Raw genomic sequence first — 17,700 nt, 5'->3', positions numbered from 1 at the left:
TTGCCCGCTCTACCGAACCGCCCTAGCTTCCCGCGCAACTCTGTTAACCGAGCTTGCCGTCGTGACCTTGCCCGCGCAAAACCTGCTGGCCGAAGAAGCCAGCCCCTATCTCCAGCAGCACAGCGACAATCCGGTGCATTGGCGCGGCTGGTCGCCGGCGGCGCTCGCCGAAGCCAGGGAGCGCGGACGCCCGATCCTGCTCTCGATCGGCTACGCCGCTTGCCACTGGTGCCATGTCATGGCGCATGAAAGCTTCGAGAACGAGGCCGTGGCCGCCGTCATGAACCGGCTGTTCGTCAATATCAAGGTCGATCGCGAGGAGCGGCCCGACATCGACCAGATCTATATGGCGGCGCTGCATGCGATGGGCGAGCAGGGCGGCTGGCCGCTGACCATGTTCCTGACGCCGGACGGCAAGCCATTCTGGGGCGGCACCTATTTTCCGCGCGAGGCCCGCTACGGCCGGCCAGGCTTCATCCAGGTGATGGAGGCGGTCGACAAGGCATGGCGGGAGAAGCAGGAAAGCCTCGGCCAGAGCGCCGACGGCCTGACCAGCCATGTCGAGGCGCGGCTGGCGGGAAGCCATGGCAAGGCCGTGCTCGACCGCGACACGCTCGGCGATCTGGCCGGCCGTATCGACGGCATGATCGACCGCGATCTCGGCGGCCTGCGCGGCGCGCCGAAATTCCCCAACGCGCCGTTCATGCAGTCGCTCTGGCTGTCCTGGTTGCGCGACCGCGCCGCTTCGCACCGCGATGCCGTGCTGCTCAGCCTCGAGAAGATGCTGGCCGGCGGCATTTATGATCATGTCGGCGGGGGATTGAGCCGCTATTCCACCGACGCCGAATGGCTGGTGCCGCATTTCGAGAAGATGCTCTACGACAACGCCCAGCTCCTGCGCATGTGCAATTGGGCCTTTGCCGCCACCGGCAATGATTTGTTCCGGATACGAATCGAAGACACGGTCGCCTGGCTACTGCGCGAGATGCTGGTCGACGGCGGCGGCTTCGCCGCCAGCCTCGATGCCGACAGCGACGGCGAGGAAGGGCTGTTCTACACCTGGAACCGAGCCGAGGTCGAAGCCGTGCTTGGCGAGGATTCCGCCTCGTTTTTCGAATACTTCGACCTAGTCGCCCCACATGGTTGGGAAGGCAAGCCGATCATCCGCCAAACCGCCGACCAGCAAAAGCAAAGCATCGTCGACCATGCCTTGCTGGCGCCGTTGAAGCAGAAGCTCCTGGCCGCCAGGGAACGGCGCGTCAGGCCCGGCCGCGACGGCAAGGCGCTGACCGACTGGAACGGCCTGATGATCGCCGCGCTTGCCGAAGCCGGCCGTGCCCTGCAGCGGCCCGACTGGATCGAGGCCGCAGCGCGGGCCTTCGCCCACATCGTCGAAGCGAGCCATGACGGCCGCCTGCCGCACTCAATGCTCGGCGCCAGGAAACTGTTCCCGGCGCTGTCGAGCGACTATGCCGCCATGACGAACGCCGCCGTCGCACTGTTCGAGGCCACCGGCGAAACGGCCTATGTCGATCGCGCCAGGCATTTCATCGGGCAACTCGACCATTGGCACCAGGATGCCGACCAGACCGGCTACTATCTGACGGCCTCCGACAGCGCCGATGTCCCGATCCGCATCCGCGGCGACGTCGACGAAGCGATCCCGTCCGCCACCGCCCAGATCATCGAGGCGCTGGTGCGGCTGGCGTCGGTCACCGGCGGTCTCGATCTTCAGGAAAAAGCCTGGACGACCGCCGAGCACGCCATGGGCCGCGCCGCCCAGCAGGCCTATGGCCAGGCCGGCATCGTCAATGCCTGCGCGCTGGCTCTCGAGCCCCTGAAACTTGTGCTGATCGACCATCCAGAGAGGCCAAGCCTCGTTCCGGTTGCGAATCGGAATCCCGACCCGCGCCGGGTGGATATTGTCGTGCCGGTCGGTACGGAAGCGAATCGACCGGCCTTGCCGGGTGGGGTGGTGCCACCCACCGAAAAGCCGGGCGCCTGGCTGTGCACCGGGCAGGCTTGCCTGCCGGTGGCTACCGATCCGGAGGAGTTGGAGAGGCTGCTGCGGCGAGGGTAGTCGGAAGCGGCCTACGAAGCGTTTCTCAGCTGGCTCGCAGCTTCAAGCGCTGGCGCTGCGCCAACTCCTGCGATTGGCTGCCAACGACCGAGAGATTTCCTGACGAAGGCGAGGGGAGTTCCCCCCGCTATGCGGACCGACCCTCCCCACAAGGGGGAGGATAGCCCAATCACGTATTCATCGAATCGAAGAAGTCGGCGTTGGTCTTGGTCTGCTTGAGCTTGTCGATGAGGAATTCGATCGCGTCGGTCGTTCCCATCGGCGCCAGGATGCGGCGCAGCACAAAGATCTTCTGCAGGTCCGCGCGCGGCACCAGCAGGTCTTCCTTGCGGGTGCCGGACTTGAGGATGTCCATGGCCGGGTAGATGCGCTTGTCGGCCACCTTGCGGTCGAGCTGGATTTCGCAGTTGCCGGTGCCCTTGAACTCTTCGAAGATGACTTCGTCCATGCGGCTGCCGGTATCGATCAGCGCGGTGGCGATGATGGTCAGCGAGCCGCCTTCCTCGATGTTGCGGGCGGCGCCGAAGAAGCGCTTCGGGCGCTGCAGCGCGTTGGCGTCGACACCGCCGGTCAGCACCTTGCCGGATGACGGCACGACGGTGTTGTAGGCGCGGCCGAGGCGGGTGATCGAATCGAGCAGGATGACGACGTCGCGGCCATGCTCGACCAGGCGCTTCGCCTTCTCGATCACCATTTCGGCGACCTGGACGTGGCGGGCGGCCGGCTCGTCGAAGGTCGAGGAGATCACCTCGCCCTTCACCGAGCGCTGCATGTCGGTCACTTCTTCCGGCCGCTCGTCGATCAGAAGCACGATCAGATAGCATTCCGGATGGTTGGCGGTGATCGAGTGGGCGATGTTCTGCATCAGCACCGTCTTACCGGTGCGCGGCTGCGCGTTGATCAGCGCGCGCTGGCCCTTGCCGATCGGCGCCACCAGGTCGATGACGCGCGGCGAGATGTCCTTCGAGGTCGAATTGTCGACCTCCATCTTCAGCCGCTTGGTTGGATAGAGCGGCGTCAGATTGTCGAAGTGGATCTTGTGCCGGATCTTTTCGGGATCGTCGAAATTGATGGTGTTGACCTTGAGCAGCGCGAAATAGCGCTCGCCCTCTTTCGGGCTGCGGATCGGTCCTTCGACGGTGTCGCCGGTCTTCAGCGAAAAGCGGCGAATCTGCGAGGGCGAGATGTAGATATCGTCGGGACCTGGCAGGTAGTTGGCATTGGCCGAGCGCAGGAAGCCGAAGCCGTCCTGCAGCACCTCGACGACGCCGTCGCCGATGATCTCGATGTCCTGGGCGGCGAGCTTCTTCAGGATCGCGAACATCAGCTCCTGCTTGCGCATGACGCTGGCGTTCTCCACCTCGAGCGATTCGGCATAAGCGATCAGCTCTGGCGGCTTCTTGTTCTTGAACTCAGTGAGTTTCATTTCTTGCATTAGATGGACTCTGGGTAGGCTTTGGGGAGAAAAATCGGCTGGATGCGACAAATGCCGGGCGCGGCCGAAAGCGAAAAAATGGGGCGGCGCATGACGGGAAGGAAGACCCGTCTTTTATCGTCGCTCGTCTGAAAGAGCAAGCCGCCTTTTGCGCCGTCGCGGGAAGCTTCAGAACGGCTTCACGACGACCAGGATGACGATGACGATCAGCAGCAATGTGGGGATCTCATTGACGATCCGCCAGTGGCGCGCCGGCTTTTCATTCTTGTCCTCGGCGAATTTGCGCACCGCCCCGGCGAGATAGCCATGCAGCCCCGACAAAACGAGGACCAGCGCTATCTTGGCGTGCAGCCAGCCGCCATGGAAAGCAAAGCCCTTCCATGCCAGCCAGAGCCCGAACACCCAGGTCGCGATCATCGCCGGATTGATGATGGCTCTGAGCAGCCGGCGCTCCATAACCTTGAAGGTTTCCGACTGCGCCGATCCCTTCTCGGCATCGGCATGATAGACGAAGAGCCGGGGCAGATAGAGCATGCCGGCCATCCACGAGATGACGGCGATGACATGGATGGCCTTGGCCCACAGGTAGAAGCCGTCGGACGCCACGAAGTAAAGCAGCGCGGTCGCGACGACCAGAGCGGCGATGCCAATCACCATGCGCTTCATCGCCTGGCCGGTGCTGTTGGTATTGTCAGCCATCAGCGCGTCGCGCTCCGCACCTGTTTCACCATCGCCTCGACATGCGCGATCGGCGTCTCCGGCGTGATGCCGTGTCCGAGGTTGAAGATCAGCGGCCCGCCGCCCAGCCTCCTCAGGATCGCGTCCACGCCGTCGGCCAGCGCCTTGCCGCCGGCCACCAACCGAAGCGGATCGAGATTGCCCTGCACGGCGCCGCCAAGCTGCAATTCCTTCGCCATCGAGAGCGGCACCGTCCAGTCGAGGCCAAGCCCGGTGATGCCGGTCTTGGAGCGATAGTCGCGATAGCGCTCGCCGGCGCCTTTCGGAAAACCGATGACCGGAACATCAGGGTGGACCGCCTTCACTTGCCTCGCGATCTCGGCCACCGGCTCGACGCAGAAAGCCTGGAAGGAAGGCTCGTCCAAAACACCGGACCAGGAATCGAAGATCTGCACCACATCGGCGCCGGCTTCGATCTGGCGGATGAGATAAGCGGCCGAATGATCGGCCAGCACTTTCAACAGCCGTGCGAAGGCCTCCGGCTCGCGATAGGCGAAAAGCCGCGCCGGCGCCTGGTCCGGCGTGCCCTGGCCGGCAATCATATAGGTCGCCACCGTCCACGGCGCGCCGCAGAAGCCGATCAGCGTCGTCTCGTCAGGCAGTTTGGCGCGCAGCCGGCGGACGGTCTCGTAGACCGGTTCGAGATTCACGTGAAACAAATCGCCAGTGAGGCCCGCAATCTCCGAAGCCGAGATCGGCGTCAGCATCGGCCCGCGGCCCTCCTCGAAGCGGACGTCTCGGCCGAGCGCGTTGGGCACCACAAGGATATCTGAGAACAGGATCGAGGCATCGAAGCCGAAGCGCGCGATCGGCTGCAGCGTCACTTCCACCGCAAGGTCCGGATCGTAGCAGAGATCGAGGAAGGAGCCGGCGCGCTTCCGGGTCTCTCTATACTCCGGCAGATAGCGGCCGGCCTGGCGCATCATCCAGATGGGCGGGGGAAAGACAGGCTCGCCCCTCAAAACGTCCAGCATGATCCGTTTTCCAGGCATTCAGCGTCGCCTCTCGAGGGTCCTCTTAAATCAAATATCTATTTTAAAAGAGTCTTCTGATTCTAAGAGTCTGTTGGTTGTGGTGGTTGCGACCTGTCCAGCCTGCCGCCCGAAAAGGCCAGTCAGCATATTGTCGCGCGGTCCCGATCGCGATTTGGAGGGTTCTGGGGAAGAACCGGAATTCCCCTTACGAGTCAACAGCTTGGCCTTTCGCTTCCAAACTTCGGGCTGTGGATGAAATCGGCCAAGAAAAGTTGATCCCCAGTTTTGTCCCCAGCGCCCCGACAAAGCCTACAGCAGGGCGAATTGTGGACAACCCACCATCTGATACAGTCGCTCTCGCCGCCATCGCGTCTTTGTCCGATCTTGTCCACAACTACCCACAGCCTGGAACCCGCGCCTGTGAACAAACCCCAGAGCTTCTTTCACCTGCACCTGATTTCCGACGCCACCGGCGAGACGCTGCTGGCGGCCGGCCGCGCCGCCTCCGCGCAATACAAGGATGCGCGCGCCATCGAGCACATCTACCCGCTGATCCGCACCGAAAAGCAGGTGGCCAAGGTGTTCGAGGATATCGAGGAAGAACCCGGCATCATCCTCTACACCGTCGTCGACCAGAAGCTCGCCCGCGGCATCGACGAGCGTTGCGCGGCGATGGGCCTGCCTTGCGTCTCGGTGCTCGAGCCGGTGCTTGCCGTCTTCCAGTCCTATCTCGGCACCCCGGCCGGCCGCCGTGTCGGCGCCCAGCACGTCCTCGACGCCGAATATTTCCGCCGCATCGATGCGCTGAACTTCACCATGGAGCACGATGACGGACAGCTACCCGCCAACATGGACGATGCCGACATCGTGCTGATCGGCATCTCGCGCACCTCCAAGACGCCGACCAGCATCTATCTCGCCAACCGCGGCATCAAGACCGCCAACATCCCGATCGTGCTCGGCGTGCCGGTGCCGGAAAGCCTGGTCAACGCCAGGACGCCATTGATCGTCGGCCTGGTCGCCACCGCCGAGCGCATCTCGCATGTTCGCCAGAACCGCATCCTCGGCAACACCAGCACCTATGTGCCGTCCGACTATGTCGACCGCGCCGCGATCAACGAGGAGCTCGCCTACGCCCGCCAGATCTGCACAAGGCATGGCTGGCCGATGATCGATGTCTCCCGCCGTTCGATCGAGGAAACGGCGGCGGCGATCGTTGCCCTGCGAGGGAAGTCGAGATAGAGGAGCAAAGAAACTAGTTTTGCGAGTCACCTTGGCGGAGGTCGGCGCCGCCCCTCACCTGCCTGCCGGCATCCTCTCCCCGTATAGGGACGGGGAGAGGGGCGCTGGTGTCTATGGTTTCGCCAATCGCCAGCGCTGCTGGAAAGAGCGCCTGCGCTGAAGCTGGCCCTTTCTCCCCGTCTCTATACGGGGAGAAATGTCCGGCAGGACAATGAGGGGCGGCGCCAACTCTACGATAGCAAGGCTTTGCATACACCAACCGTCCCCTGTCCGCGTCCGAGCACAAAATGACCGAGAAAATCATCCTTGCCTCCGGCAGTCCGTTCCGCAAGGCGATGCTGGTCAATGCCGGCGTCGAGATCGAGGCGGTGCCGGCCGAGGTCGACGAGCGCGCGCTCGAGGCGCCGCTCAAGGATAGCGGCGTGTCGCCGGAGGACGTCGCGCTGGTGCTTGCCGAGGCCAAGGCCACCGACGTCAGCGAACGCCGGCCGGGCGCGCTGGTGCTCGGCTGCGACCAGACGCTGTCGCTCGGCGACGAGGTGTTCCACAAGCCGGCCGACATGGAAGGCGCGCGCCGCCATCTGCTCGCGCTATCCGGCAAGACCCATCAGCTCAACAGCGCCGCCGTGCTTGCCCGCGACGGCGAGGTGCTGTGGCGGCATGTCGGTGTCGCCAGCCTCACCATGCGCAAGCTCGACCCTGCCTTCATCGGCCGGCATCTGGCGCGCGTCGGCGCCATGGCATTGTCGAGCGTCGGCGCCTACCAGATCGAGGGCGAAGGCATCCAGCTCTTCGAAAGAATCGAAGGCGATTATTTCACCATCGTCGGCCTGCCGCTGTTGTCGGTGCTGAAAGAATTGCGCGCGCTGGGGGCGATCGATGGCTGAGAAGAGGGCCTTCGTCACCGGCCACCCGATCGCGCATTCGCGCTCGCCGAAAATCCATGGCCACTGGCTGGCCAGATACGGCATCGACGGCAGCTACCGGGCCATCGATGTCGCCCCCGACGATTTCGCCGCCTTCCTCAACGGGCTGCGGGACAACGGTTTCCAGGGCGGCAATGTCACCATCCCGCACAAGGAGGCGGCCTTCGCGCTGGTCGAGCGCCGCGACGAGGCGGCGGAAGCGATCGGCGCCGTCAACACGCTTTGGTTCGAGGACGGGAAATTGTGGGGCGGCAACACCGACGCCCACGGCTTTGCCGCCAATCTCGACGACTACGCGCCGGGCTGGGCAGCGAATGGCCCGGCCGTGGTGCTTGGCGCCGGCGGCGCGTCGCGCGCCGTCATCCATGCGCTGAAAGAGCGCGGCGTCGGCGACATCCGCATCGTTAACCGCACGCTGGCGCGGGCCGAGGAGCTCAGCCATCGCTTCGGCGCCGGCGTTTCCGCGCATCGCGCCGACGCTGTCGGCGACCTGCTCGCCGATGCCGGCCTGCTCGTCAACACGACGGCACTTGGTATGCATGGCAATGAAGGACTGTCCGCCGATCCGGCCGGCCTGCCGGACCATGCCATCGTCACCGACATCGTCTATGTGCCGCTGGAGACGCCGCTGCTCGCCGCCGCCCGTGGGCGCGGCCTGTGGACGGTCGATGGGCTCGGCATGCTGCTGCATCAGGCGGTGCCCGGTTTCGAACGCTGGTTCGGCACGCGGCCCGAGGTCACCGCCGAGCTCAGGCGGATGATCATTGCCGACATCGAAGCCCATTGATGAGGCGCCGGATATGATCGTGCTTGGCCTCACCGGATCGATCGGCATGGGCAAGTCGACGACGGCGAAGATGTTTGCCGAGGCCGGCGTGCCGGTGCACGATTCCGACGAGACGGTGCATCGCCTCTATGCCGGCAAGGCCGCGCCGCTGGTCGAGGCCGCCTTTCCCGGCACCACAGATGCGGGTGTCGTCGACCGCGCCAGGCTCGGCGCCCGGGTGCTCGGCGACGCCGTCGCGCTGAAGCGACTGGAAGCGATCATCCATCCGCTGGTCCGCGCCGATGCCGACGCTTTCCTTGCCAGGCACCGCGCCGCTGGCGCGCCGCTCGCCGTGCTCGACATTCCCTTGCTGTTCGAGACCGGCGGCCGCGACCGCGTCGACAAGGTCGTGGTCGTCACCGCCCCGGCCGAGGTGCAGCGCGCGCGCGTGCTGGCGCGTCCCGGCATGAGCGAGGCGAAGCTGGCGGCGATCCTCGCCAAGCAGGTGCCCGACGCCGACAAGCGGCGCCAGGCCGATTTCATCGTCGACACCGGCCAGGGCTTTGACGCCGCGCGCGCCGCGGTCGCGGCCATCATCGCCGAATTGGCGGGGGATAAGTCGGGCAAGGACGCTTCCTGACGCCTGCTGTCAGCAGTCCCCATTGCCATTTTGTTCCGTTGGATGATTCTGCTCGTTCAGAGTGGACTGATTCGATGCGCGAGATCATTTTCGATACGGAAACCACCGGCCTCGACATGCGCGAAGACCGCATCATCGAGCTCGGCGGCGTCGAGCTGGTCAACCGCTTCCCGACCGGCCGCACCTTCCACAGATTCATCAACCCGCAGGGACGGGCGGTTCATGCCGAGGCGCAGGCCGTGCATGGCATCAGCGCCGCCGACCTGGTCGGGAAGCCGATCTTTTCGGAAATCGCCGAGGAGTGGCTGGCCTTCACCGACGGCGCCAAGCTGATCGCCCACAACGCCAATTTCGACATCGGCTTCCTCAATCTGGAATTCGGCCGGCTCGGCCATCCCGCCATCGATGTCGGCCGCGTCGTCGACACGCTGGCGCTGGCGCGCCGCAAGCACCCGATGGGCCCAAACTCGCTGGACGCGCTCTGCCGCCGCTACGGCATCGACAATGGTCACCGCACCAAGCACGGCGCGCTGCTCGATTCCGAATTGCTGGCCGAGGTCTATATCGAGCTCATCGGCGGCAAGCAGGCGGCGCTGATCCTCGATGCGGTGGCGGTGCAGATGAACGGCGCCGGCGAGGTGGCCGACATCGACATCTCCATCGGCGCGCGGCCGATCGCCTTGCCGCCGCGTCTCACCGAGGCCGAGCGCGCCGCGCATGCCGGCCTGGTGCGCACGCTCGGCGAAAAGGCGCTGTGGCTGAAGGTGGAAGCCGAAGCCGGGGCGGCACAGAACTAGCACCGTCCCGCCGGCATCTCATGCAAAAAGCCCGGCGCGGGGCCGGGCTTTTCGATACCAAATAAAGAGCGGATCAGCTCACCTGGACCTTGGCCGCCGCCTGGTCCTCGGCCAGCTTCTGCTGGAACATCTGCGCGAAGTCGATCGGGTCGAGCATCAGCGGCGGGAAGCCGCCATTGCGGGTGGCTTCGGCGATGATCTGGCGGGCGAACGGGAACAGCAGCCGCGGGCATTCGATGAACAGGATCGGCAGCATGTGTTCCTGCGGGAAGCCGCTGATAGCGAAGACGCCGCCATAGACCAGCTCGACGTTGAACAGCACTTCCTGGTCGAAGGAGGCCTTGGCGTTCAGCGTCAGGTTGACGTCGAACTGCTTGTCCGAGAGCGGATTGGCGTTGACGTTGACATTGATGGCGATGCCGGGAGCCTTGTCGCGGCCGCGCAGCGAATTCGGCGCGCCGGGGCTCTCGAAGGACAGGTCCTTCACATATTGGGCGAGTACGTTGAGTGTCGGCTGCGCGTTGCCGTTGCCGTTGGCGGCGCCGGTCGGCGCGTCGTCTTTGCTGGCCATGAGCCTTTGTCCTTTTGCCTGGGCAGCCTTGCTGACCGGATTGAAACCGGGGGTTCGCTACCATGGTCGGCATGACAAGACAAGGTTTGCCGCCTCGGCGCGGGATCACAGTTGCGACCGATCTCCGTCGCAGATTCCTGACGGCCAACCTTGAGACACTTGACCGGAAATTGTCTAGTCGTCCTTGAGGCGGCGCCAGGGCGAATTGTGGTCGGGGCCGCGGGTGTAATCGTCGCCGCGCGAATAGTCGCTGTCGTCGAGATCGATCGTCTTGCCGCGCGGCCGCGCCTGGAAGCCGGCGCTGAAGCTGGTCGCCAGCACGATGCGGCTTTTCAGCATCCGCCAGGCGAGGTCCCGCACCGGCGGCAACAATAGCAGGATGGCGAGGATGTCGGTGATGAAGCCGGGAATGATCAAGAGGATCGCCGCCAGCACGATCATCGCGCCATGCGCGAGCTGGCTGCTCGGATCGCGCCCGGCATCCATTTCCGCCCGCACTCGTGCCATCACGCCGAAACCCTGGTGTCGCAGCAACAGGCTGCCGGCAATCGAGGAGGCCAGCACCAGGCCGACTGTCGCCAGCGCGCCGACCTGGCGGCCGACGACGACGAAGCCGGCGATTTCCAGAAGCGGCAGCGCCAGGACGAACAAGGGGAGCAGTGAAATACGCAATTCCTGGCCGATCGTTTCCATGTTTTCCCGGCCAGCGTGCAATCGCCGCTGGCACCGGACCCGTTAGATAGGTATGCCTGCCTTTGATTTGAATGATTGCGCCTAGCGTTCTATATGCTTTGAGTGTTGAACGCTATGCGACCGCGGCCCGATGCTGGCCGGCGGTCCGGCCAGGACAGGGATCGAATTGGCGGAAGATATGGGATTCTTCGACTTCGGCACGATTTTCTTTCTGATTGCGGCGGTTGTGATCTTTTTCCAGCTGCGCAACGTGCTGGGTCGTCGCACGGGCAGCGAGCGCCCGCCCTTCGACCCCTATTCGGCGAGCCGCACCCGCGAGCAGGATGCCGGCCAGAAGGCCGAGAATGTCGTCTCGCTGCCGCGCAAGCGGGCGCCTGGGGAGCCGGCCGTCGACGCCTATGCCGAGATCGACGCCTTCGCCAAGCCCGACACCGATCTCAACAAGGGTCTGAGGACGATCAAGGACAACGATGCGTCTTTCGACCCCAAGGGCTTCGTCGATGGCGCCAAGATGGCTTACGAGATGATCGTCATGGCCTACGCCGATGGCGACCGCAAGACGCTCAAGAACCTTCTCTCGCGCGAGGTCTTTGACGGCTTCGTCGCCGCGATCGGCGAGCGCGAGGCGAAGGCGGAGAAGATCCAGTCCTCCTTCGTCGGCATCGACAAGGCCGATATCGTCGCCGCCGAGATGAAGGGGGGCGAGGCGCACATCACGCTGCGCATCGTCAGCGAGCTGATTTCGGCGACCCGCGACAAGGCCGGCGCCGTCATCGACGGTGACCCCGAAACCGTCGCCGAGGTCAAGGATGTCTGGACCTTCGCCCGCGACACGCGCTCGCGCGATCCGAACTGGAAGCTCGTCGCCACCGAAGAAGAAGATTGAGCCCGGGCGGCGGCGGTGTCGCTCTCTTCCCTTTTCAGCGAAAAATCCTTTGGCGCACTGCCCGGCTGGGGTGAGGACGACCACCGCGCCGCCTTTGCCGCCTTTCGCCGCTCGGCCTTCCATGTCCTGACCAAGCCCTACCGCAGCGGCTCGCTGGGCGTCGGCTTCGAGGCCTTTGCCGGGGCTTATCAGGAGGCGCGGGCTGTTTCGCTGCCGAATCGAGCGGAAGCCCGGACCTTCTTCGAACGCCATTTCGTTCCCGCCCATGTCGCCGCCGAACACGGCGGCGCCGGCCTCGTCACCGGCTTCTACGAGCCGGAGGTCGAGGCCTCGCCGGTGCGGACGGACCGTTTCACGGTGCCGCTGCTGTCACGCCCGGCCGATCTGATCGACGTCCAGGACGCCAACCGGCCGGATGGCATGGATCCCTATCTCGCCTTCGCCCGCGAGACAGGGGATGGGCTGGCCGAATATTTCGACCGCTGCGCCATCGAGCGCGGCGCGCTTGCCGGCAATGGGCTGGAGATTGCCTGGCTCGCCGACAAGGTCGACGCCTTCTTCATCCATGTGCAGGGCGCTGCGCGGCTGAAGATGACCGACGGCCGGCTCTGCCGCGTCACCTACGCCGCCAAGTCCGGCCAGCGTTTCACCGGGCCTGGCAAGATCCTGAGCGAGCTCGGCGAGATCCCGCTGGCCAAGGTGACGATGCAGTCGATCCGCGCCTGGTTCAGGGCGCACCCGGATCGCGTCGACGAGATCCTCTGGCAGAACCGCTCCTATATCTTCTTCCGCGAGGCGGCGGTCGACGATGCGGCGCTCGGTCCGATCGCCGCCGCCAAGGTGCCGCTGACGCCGGGCCGTTCGGTTGCCGTCGACCGGCTGCTGCACACATTCGGCACGCCCTTCTACATCGACGCGCCGACGCTCGCCGCTTTCGGCGACGGGCCGTTCCGGCGGCTCATGATCGCGCAGGACACTGGCTCGGCCATCACCGGCCCGGCGCGCGGCGACCTGTTCGCCGGCTCGGGCGACGCCGCTGGCGAGATCGCCGGCGTCGTCCGCAACGCCGCCGATTTTTATGCGCTGATCCCACGCCAGCTCGTTTCGGGGGTGGTTTTATGACCCGCCGTATCGACAGGCTGAGCGAAGACGACCGCGTCCTGTGGAACCTGGTGGCGCGTACCGCCAAGCCGCTCAAGGGCAAGGCCGCCGTCGACGTCGCCGATTTCAGCGTCGAGCCGAAACCGGCGCCGACGCCTGCTCCCGTCAACGGCGCTCCATCCGTCGCGGCAAAGCCCAGGACCCAGCATGTCTCGCATGCGCTGGACGACCAGACCCTGAACAAGCTGTCGAAGGGCCGCTTGCCGCTCGAAGGCCGCGTCGACCTGCACGGCATGACCCAGGACGAGGCCTACTCGCTGCTGTTTTCATTCCTGCACCGGGCCCATGCCGGCGGCATCCGCTATGTGCTGGTCATCACCGGCAAGGGCTCCTCGTCCGGCGGCGACGGCGTGCTGCGGCGTTCGGTTCCGGCCTGGCTGTCGACGCCCGCCTTCCGGCCGCTGGTCTCCAGCCACGACCATGCCGCGCGCAACCATGGCGGCTCCGGCGCGCTCTATGTCCGCTTGCGCCGGACCCGCACATGAAAACCCGCACATGAGAGCGCTGGCATGACACCGTTCGGCGAGAAGCTGCGCGCGCTGCGCGCCGAGCGCGGCCTCAGCCAGAAGGCGATGGCCGAGGCGATCGGCGTCAGCGCCGCCTACCTGTCGGCGCTTGAACATGGCCGCCGCGGCGCCCCGACCTGGACGCTGATCCAGAAGATCATCGGCTATTTCAACGTCATCTGGGACGATGCCGAGGAACTCGCGCGCCTCGCCGAGGCTTCGCATCCGCGGGTGCGGATTGACACGTCGGGCCTGACGCCCGCCGCCACCGAACTCGCCAATCTCCTGGCTGAAAACATCGAGAAGCTGGACGAGGCGGAGCTTCGCCGGATCACGGCTTCGGTCCGCGCGGCCCTTGGCCGGCGGACGTGATGCGCGGCGCGAATTGCTCCGGCGCCGGCATCGGCTTCACATGAGGCGATGCCCGCTGGCCGGTAGCCAGCGGGCATGTTGCGAGATCACTTCGCGCCGGTCTGGCCGCCGCGACCGCCATGGTTGTCATGGTCGCCATGCTCGTGTCCGCCGCCCAGGCAGCTCGAATCGCTGGTGCCGCAACAACGGCCGCTCCACAGGGCGTTGGTCTTGGTCTCGGCACAGCTGACGGTCTGGTACGCCAGCGCGGATCCGGCCATGGACGAGACCGCGACAGCGGCGAGAAGGGCATTTCGCAGAAAAGCAGTCATTTGAAGTCTCCAGGGTTGGTTTCTGTACGCGGCTGTGTGTCGCCGGCAGAGACCGTCTGGTTCACGGATGACTGCAAAAAGTTGGAAGGGCGGCGCGGGACGCGGCCAGCAAGTCTCATTTGACGTTGGCGCTGCCCCTCATCCGCCTGCCGGCACCTTCTCCCCGTATAGCGACGGGGAGAAGGGAGCTGGCCGCTACGTTGGGGCAATTTTGCAATGCGGTGCGCGCAGCGTCCCCGTCACTATACGGGGAGAAATGCCCGGCAGGGCAATGAGGGCGGCGCCAACCTATGATGTAAAAGCAGCCAAGGGCGGTACCAGCCCGCCTCAACGCTTGGAATGCAGACTCGATCGTCGGTTACTGCACCGCGCCGACCAGCACCTGCTGGCCGCCGCGGATCGACACCCAGCGTCCGGTGTTGTCGATCGCCTGCCGCTTGAGGAAGCGGTAGCCGGTCTCGTCCCAGGCCTTGACCTTGTCGTTCAGGTTGTCGAGCACGTAGTCGCCCTCGTCGGTGCGCACCGTCAGCACCGCATGGCCTTCGCCGTCGGGCTTGCGCACGACGGTGATCAGCAGGTCCGCCAGCGACACGCCCATGCGGTAGAGCTGGCGGCGCTTTTCGAGCACATAGTCCTCGCAGTCGCCGACGCCCTTGTCGGGATAGGCCCAGACCTCGTCCTTGCCGTAGATGTCGTAGTCGCTCATCGGCTTGACGGCGGCGTTGACCTTGGCGGTGATGCTGACGAGCTTGCGCAGGAACGCATCGGTCATCTTGGCCGGCGCCAGATTGCTCGGGCGGATCGAGCATTCGCCCGGATTGGCCTTGCAGAAATCGTAATGTCCGATCGGCTGCGAAGTCAGCCCTCCGGTCATCATCGCTCCCGCCGCGAATGCGGGCGCCGCCCACAATCCCGAAATCGCCAGCCCTGCGACCGCACACAAGCGCAGCGTCCGTGCCATCGGTGAGGAAATCATAGTCCCCGTTCGCCCTTGTTGTTAACGAAACGTTAAGGGCGATTTACAGTCCGTGTCAATTACGAGTCTTGCCTGATTGGCGGCATGGTTACTTCCGCGATCCTGACAGCGGCACTTGTGCAACAGCGGGATCCGGATATGCCGAAAGCCGCCGTCGCGGCGGCCCGACCTTGCGGTCTTGCTCAGCCCTTGGCCGAGCGCACCAGCTTGGGCTTTGCCGCGACGCGGGTCTGGCGGCCGTAGCTGGTGATGAAGTCGACGATGCGCGGCACGATTTCGGAGCGGAAGCGCGAGCCGTTGAAGACGCCGTAATGGCCGACCGCCGGCTGCATGTAGTGGGCCTGCCGGTCGGCCGGGATGTTGACGCACAGATCGTGCGCGGCCTGGGTCTGGCCGAGGCCGGAAATGTCGTCGTTCTCGCCCTCGACAGTAAACAGCGCGACGTTGCGGATCGCCGAGGTGTCGACGGCCTCGCCGCGATGCATCATCTCGCCCTTGGGCAGGGCATGGCGCACGAACACGGTGTCGACCGTCTGCAGGTAGAACTCCGCCGTCAGGTCCATCACCGCCAGATATTCGTCGTAGAAGTCGCGGTGCTTCTCGGCATTGTCGCCGTCATGCTTCACCAGGTGCATGAAGAAGTCCTTGTGGGCGATTATGTGGCGGTCGAGGTTCATGCTCATGAAGCCCGAGAGCTGCAGGAAGCCGGGATAGACCTCGCGGCCGAAGCCGGGCACCGGCCACGGCGCCTGCATGATGACGTTGTCGCGGAACCAGCCGCTGCCCTTTTCCTCGGCCAGCAAATTGACCGCCGTCGGATTGCGGCGGGTGTCGATCGGCCCGCCCATCAGCGTCATCGTCGAGGGCACGAACGGGTCGCCGCGCTTTTCCATCAGCGCAACCGCAGCCAGCACCGGCACCGAGGGCTGGCACACCGCCATCACATGGGTGTCGGGACCGAGCGCATGGAACATCTCGATGATGTAGTCGATATAGTCGTCGAGATCGAAGCGGCCGTCGGCCAGCGGCACCATGCGGGCATCGACCCAGTCGGTGATGTGCACGTCGGCATAGGGCAGCATCGCCTCCACCGTGCCGCGCAGCAGCGTCGCGTAGTGGCCCGACATCGGCGCCACGATCAAAAGCTTCGGATCGGGCTTGCGGCCAGCGGGGACGGCCCGCTCGAAACGGATCAGGTTGCAGAAAGGCTTCGACCACACGGTCTTTTCGCTGACGTCGACGCTCTTCCAGTCGACGACGGTCTTGTCGAGGCCGAATTGCGGCTTGCCGTAGCGGCGCGTCGTGCGCTCGAACAGTTCGGCGGTTGCCGCCACCGAGCGGCCCCAGGGCGTGTGCGCGATCGGATTGAGCGGGTTGGTGTAGAACATCTTCACCGCGTCGGCATAGACGCGGGCCGGCTGCAGCGCGGCGTGGTTCAATTCGTAGAGCTGGTAGTACATCGAGAAGACCCCGCTGCTGCTGCGACCCAAGGACGACGTGCAGCGCCGAGCCTCAAATGTCTCGCGGCGAGGTTAACAAGATATTGTTGCGATGCAATACGTCATGTCGAGTGATCAATGGTTCTTTCGGCCAAAGCGTTGAGAATCCGCCTTGGCGGGCGGCAGCCGGCTCACTGTGCGCTGCGGAAGTGTGCAGGAAATATGTCCGGCCCTCTGGCCGGACATGTCAGACATATCACACGCGCGCCATGCAAACGGCGGTGTGACCCGAACCGATGAAGCCGAGCTGGCTGGCTGCGCCCTTCGACAGATCGAGCACGCGCCCCTTGATGAACGGGCCGCGGTCGTTGATGCGCACCACGACGCTGCGACCGTTGTTCTTGTTGGTCACCTTGAGCTTGGTGCCGAAGGGCAAGGTGCGGTGCGCGGCGGTCAGCGCCGACGGGTTCATGCGTTCGCCGGAAGCGGTGCGCGAGTGCAGCGCGTACCAGGAGGCGCGGCCGCATTGCGCGGCGGCGGAGGAGGCGGAGGCGCCGACCATCAGGCCAGCCGCTACCGTTACCGCGACAAGCGCGGTTTGCTTTGTCTTCATCATCTTTGGGGAATGGCTCCGTTTGGACAGACCCCAGCCGTTAGGAAGCAATTAAGGCAGGAAATGCGGCCGCCATCTGGCGGTTCCATGGCAACGGCACACGTTTGGAGTCGCCGGGAAACAGTTTGTCATGAGTCTTCCCGGCTTGCGCGGCGTATTCTCGATGATCATTCGCACCGGTTTTCTGGTTGTGTCTGGCTGGATCGGGCATCAATACGCAAGTACAGACGGGCGCGATTGGATCGCTTCCTTCCGCTCTTTCATTGCCGCCGTGACTGAGTCGACGATCGACTTGCGAAGGGAATCCCACCGATGCGATTGATGCGGTTTGTGCTGGCGCTGATCGTGCTCGCGATCGGCCTGCTCTGGTCCCTTCAGGGCCTCGGTCTTGTCCGGGGCAGCTTCATGACCGGCCAGACGCATTGGCTCTATATCGGAATACTGACGATGCTGGTAGGATTGCTCGGGCTCGGCTGGGCCAGCCGCTCGCGCATCTGAGGCGCCTCCCGCGGGGCGCCATCTGCCCTCTCCCGGTTCGGCGGCCGCACCATGGAATTTCATTCCTCCACTCGCC

The 17,700-nt window shown here is 64.8% G+C and carries 20 protein-coding genes; 11 read left to right on the top strand and 9 right to left on the bottom strand.

Annotated elements, in window-relative coordinates; translation table 11 throughout:
- The first annotated feature begins 61 nt into the window (after positions 1 to 61).
- Positions 62 to 2,080: a thioredoxin domain-containing protein gene (locus EN846_RS30620; RefSeq protein WP_127391001.1), complete on the top strand. Its 2,019-nt coding sequence runs from the start codon at positions 62 to 64 to the stop codon at positions 2,078 to 2,080.
- 169 nt (positions 2,081 to 2,249) lie between these two features.
- Here EN846_RS30620 and rho read toward each other — a convergent pair whose 3' ends face one another.
- The 3 genes from rho to hemE all read right to left on the bottom strand — a co-directional run bounded on the left by rho (position 2,250) and on the right by hemE (position 5,245).
- Positions 2,250 to 3,515 carry a transcription termination factor Rho gene (gene rho / locus EN846_RS30615; protein WP_127284079.1) on the bottom strand — a complete coding sequence of 422 codons (1,266 nt, stop codon included), beginning with the start codon at positions 3,513 to 3,515 and terminating at the stop codon, positions 2,250 to 2,252.
- Positions 3,516 to 3,683: 168 nt separating this feature from the next.
- A complete protein-coding gene (hemJ, locus tag EN846_RS30610; protein WP_126057325.1) occupies positions 3,684 to 4,214 on the bottom strand; it encodes a protoporphyrinogen oxidase HemJ in 531 nt (176 codons plus the stop codon).
- Positions 4,214 to 5,245 (bottom strand): uroporphyrinogen decarboxylase, encoded by a 1,032-nt coding sequence (gene hemE / locus EN846_RS30605; protein ID WP_127391000.1) that lies wholly within the window; start codon positions 5,243 to 5,245, stop codon positions 4,214 to 4,216. Before hemE ends, hemJ begins: the two co-directional genes overlap by 1 nt.
- Before the next feature lie 402 nt (positions 5,246 to 5,647).
- Here hemE and EN846_RS30600 point away from each other — a divergent pair, with 402 nt between their 5' ends.
- The 5 genes from EN846_RS30600 (at position 5,648) to dnaQ (ending at position 9,598) form a co-directional block, all read left to right on the top strand.
- Positions 5,648 to 6,469: a pyruvate, water dikinase regulatory protein gene (locus EN846_RS30600; protein WP_127390999.1), complete on the top strand. Its 822-nt coding sequence runs from the start codon at positions 5,648 to 5,650 to the stop codon at positions 6,467 to 6,469.
- A gap of 287 nt (positions 6,470 to 6,756) precedes the next feature.
- A complete protein-coding gene (locus EN846_RS30590) occupies positions 6,757 to 7,356 on the top strand; it encodes a Maf-like protein (protein ID WP_127390998.1) in 600 nt (199 codons plus the stop codon).
- Positions 7,349 to 8,182: a shikimate dehydrogenase gene (locus tag EN846_RS30585; protein ID WP_127390997.1), complete on the top strand. Its 834-nt coding sequence runs from the start codon at positions 7,349 to 7,351 to the stop codon at positions 8,180 to 8,182. Before EN846_RS30590 ends, EN846_RS30585 begins: the two co-directional genes overlap by 8 nt.
- 13 nt (positions 8,183 to 8,195) lie before the next feature.
- Positions 8,196 to 8,801: a dephospho-CoA kinase gene (gene coaE, locus EN846_RS30580; protein WP_127390996.1), complete on the top strand. Its 606-nt coding sequence runs from the start codon at positions 8,196 to 8,198 to the stop codon at positions 8,799 to 8,801.
- Positions 8,802 to 8,875: 74 nt separating this feature from the next.
- Positions 8,876 to 9,598, top strand: coding sequence for a DNA polymerase III subunit epsilon (dnaQ, locus tag EN846_RS30575; RefSeq protein WP_127287128.1), 723 nt, complete (start codon positions 8,876 to 8,878; stop codon positions 9,596 to 9,598).
- A 73-nt stretch (positions 9,599 to 9,671) separates the two neighbouring features.
- Here dnaQ and secB read toward each other — a convergent pair whose 3' ends face one another.
- Positions 9,672 to 10,169, bottom strand: coding sequence for a protein-export chaperone SecB (gene secB, locus EN846_RS30570; protein ID WP_126057318.1), 498 nt, complete (start codon positions 10,167 to 10,169; stop codon positions 9,672 to 9,674).
- 174 nt (positions 10,170 to 10,343) lie between these two features.
- On the bottom strand, positions 10,344 to 10,841 hold the full coding sequence (locus EN846_RS30565; RefSeq protein ID WP_127309284.1) for an FxsA family protein: 498 nt from the start codon (positions 10,839 to 10,841) through the stop codon (positions 10,344 to 10,346).
- A 199-nt stretch (positions 10,842 to 11,040) separates the two neighbouring features.
- Between EN846_RS30565 and EN846_RS30560 the strand changes: the two genes are divergently transcribed.
- From EN846_RS30560 to EN846_RS30545, 4 genes are read left to right on the top strand one after another with little or no spacing between them, the layout of a single operon-like run.
- Positions 11,041 to 11,748 (top strand): Tim44/TimA family putative adaptor protein, encoded by a 708-nt coding sequence (locus EN846_RS30560; RefSeq protein ID WP_127309275.1) that lies wholly within the window; start codon positions 11,041 to 11,043, stop codon positions 11,746 to 11,748.
- A gap of 15 nt (positions 11,749 to 11,763) precedes the next feature.
- Complete coding sequence (locus EN846_RS30555) at positions 11,764 to 12,870, top strand: murein transglycosylase A (protein ID WP_127390995.1); 1,107 nt, start codon at positions 11,764 to 11,766, stop codon at positions 12,868 to 12,870.
- Complete coding sequence (locus EN846_RS30550) at positions 12,867 to 13,394, top strand: Smr/MutS family protein (RefSeq protein WP_127390994.1); 528 nt, start codon at positions 12,867 to 12,869, stop codon at positions 13,392 to 13,394. Before EN846_RS30555 ends, EN846_RS30550 begins: the two co-directional genes overlap by 4 nt.
- 24 nt (positions 13,395 to 13,418) lie before the next feature.
- Complete coding sequence (locus EN846_RS30545; protein WP_126057313.1) at positions 13,419 to 13,787, top strand: helix-turn-helix transcriptional regulator; 369 nt, start codon at positions 13,419 to 13,421, stop codon at positions 13,785 to 13,787.
- 86 nt (positions 13,788 to 13,873) lie between these two features.
- Here the strand turns inward: EN846_RS30545 and EN846_RS30540 are convergent, their stop codons facing one another.
- The 4 genes from EN846_RS30540 to EN846_RS30520 all read right to left on the bottom strand — a co-directional run bounded on the left by EN846_RS30540 (position 13,874) and on the right by EN846_RS30520 (position 17,129).
- Positions 13,874 to 14,098: a hypothetical protein gene (locus EN846_RS30540; protein ID WP_127390993.1), complete on the bottom strand. Its 225-nt coding sequence runs from the start codon at positions 14,096 to 14,098 to the stop codon at positions 13,874 to 13,876.
- Positions 14,099 to 14,456: 358 nt separating this feature from the next.
- Positions 14,457 to 15,074: a transglutaminase-like cysteine peptidase gene (locus EN846_RS30530; RefSeq protein WP_127284872.1), complete on the bottom strand. Its 618-nt coding sequence runs from the start codon at positions 15,072 to 15,074 to the stop codon at positions 14,457 to 14,459.
- A 182-nt stretch (positions 15,075 to 15,256) separates the two neighbouring features.
- Positions 15,257 to 16,534 (bottom strand): polyhydroxyalkanoate depolymerase, encoded by a 1,278-nt coding sequence (locus EN846_RS30525; RefSeq protein WP_127391007.1) that lies wholly within the window; start codon positions 16,532 to 16,534, stop codon positions 15,257 to 15,259.
- Positions 16,535 to 16,769: 235 nt separating this feature from the next.
- A complete protein-coding gene (locus EN846_RS30520; RefSeq protein WP_127284871.1) occupies positions 16,770 to 17,129 on the bottom strand; it encodes a septal ring lytic transglycosylase RlpA family protein in 360 nt (119 codons plus the stop codon).
- A gap of 309 nt (positions 17,130 to 17,438) precedes the next feature.
- Here EN846_RS30520 and EN846_RS30515 point away from each other — a divergent pair, with 309 nt between their 5' ends.
- Complete coding sequence (locus tag EN846_RS30515; RefSeq protein WP_127284870.1) at positions 17,439 to 17,624, top strand: hypothetical protein; 186 nt, start codon at positions 17,439 to 17,441, stop codon at positions 17,622 to 17,624.
- Positions 17,625 to 17,700 lie beyond the last annotated feature (76 nt).

This window comes from Mesorhizobium sp. M4B.F.Ca.ET.203.01.1.1 (assembly GCF_004791025.1).
Classification (GTDB): domain Bacteria; phylum Pseudomonadota; class Alphaproteobacteria; order Rhizobiales; family Rhizobiaceae; genus Mesorhizobium; species Mesorhizobium abyssinicae.
This window is presented reverse-complemented; position numbering and strand designations above follow the sequence as displayed.